Genomic DNA, 916 nt, shown 5'->3' on the forward strand with positions numbered 1-916 from the left:
TATGAAAACAACATTAATTATTATGGCGGCTGGAATTGGTTCTCGTTTTGGTGGTGGAATCAAACAGTTAGCTAAAATGGGGCCAAATGGTGAAATCATTATGGATTACTCAATTTATGATGCCAAAGAGGCTGGCTTTGATAAAGTCGTGTTTATTATTCGTAAGGATATTGAAAAGGAATTTAAAGAAGTGATTGGAAATCGTATCCAAAATTATATGGATGTAGAATATGTATTCCAAGATATTAATGATTTACCAGAAGGGTTTACTTGTCCTGAAGGTCGTACAAAACCTTGGGGAACAGGGCAGGCTGTACTATGTGCGAAAAGTGTTGTAGATACACCATATGTGATTATTAATGCGGATGATTATTATGGAAAAGAAGCATTTGTGAAGTTACATGATTTCCTGGTTGAACATGCGAAAATGGGAAAAGAATTTGACATGGGCATGGCTGGATTCATTTTAAAGAACACTTTAAGTGAGAATGGAACTGTAACTCGTGGTGTATGTAAAGTGGATGATAATAATTTATTAAAAGAAGTTTATGAAACAACTGGAATCAAGGCTGAAGGGGATAAAATCGTATGTGATAATCCGGAAGTAGAGGCTTGGGCAAAACCAGAAAGTAATGTTTCTATGAATATGTGGGCTGGGTATCCAGATTTCTTAGACTATTTAGAAAAGGATTTTAGTACGTTCTTATCAAATATTTCAGATAATCCGATGAAGAAGGAATATTTGCTTCCAAATATTGTGGCTGAATTATTGAGAGAAAATCGTATCAATGTGAAGGTACTTGAAACGCATGATAAATGGTTTGGTGTAACATATGCTGAAGATAAGGAATATGTACAAAATGCCTTTAAACAATTGATTGAAGATGGTGTATATCCTGAAAAATTATGGAAATAG

The 916-nt window shown here is 34.3% G+C and carries 1 protein-coding gene; it reads left to right on the forward strand.

From position 1 onward, the window contains the following. The first annotated feature begins 1 nt into the window (after position 1). A complete protein-coding gene (locus tag KTQ83_RS11845; protein WP_117925551.1) occupies positions 2–916 on the forward strand; it encodes a nucleotidyltransferase family protein in 915 nt (304 codons plus the stop codon).

Source organism: Holdemanella porci (assembly GCF_019052655.1).
In the GTDB taxonomy this organism is placed as follows: domain Bacteria; phylum Bacillota_I; class Bacilli_A; order Erysipelotrichales; family Erysipelotrichaceae; genus Holdemanella; species Holdemanella hominis.

Coding starts and splice junctions, on each gene's coding strand:
- KTQ83_RS11845 (WP_117925551.1), top strand. CDS start 2: ATGAAAACAACATTAATTATTATGGCGGCTGGAATTGGTTCTCGTTTT.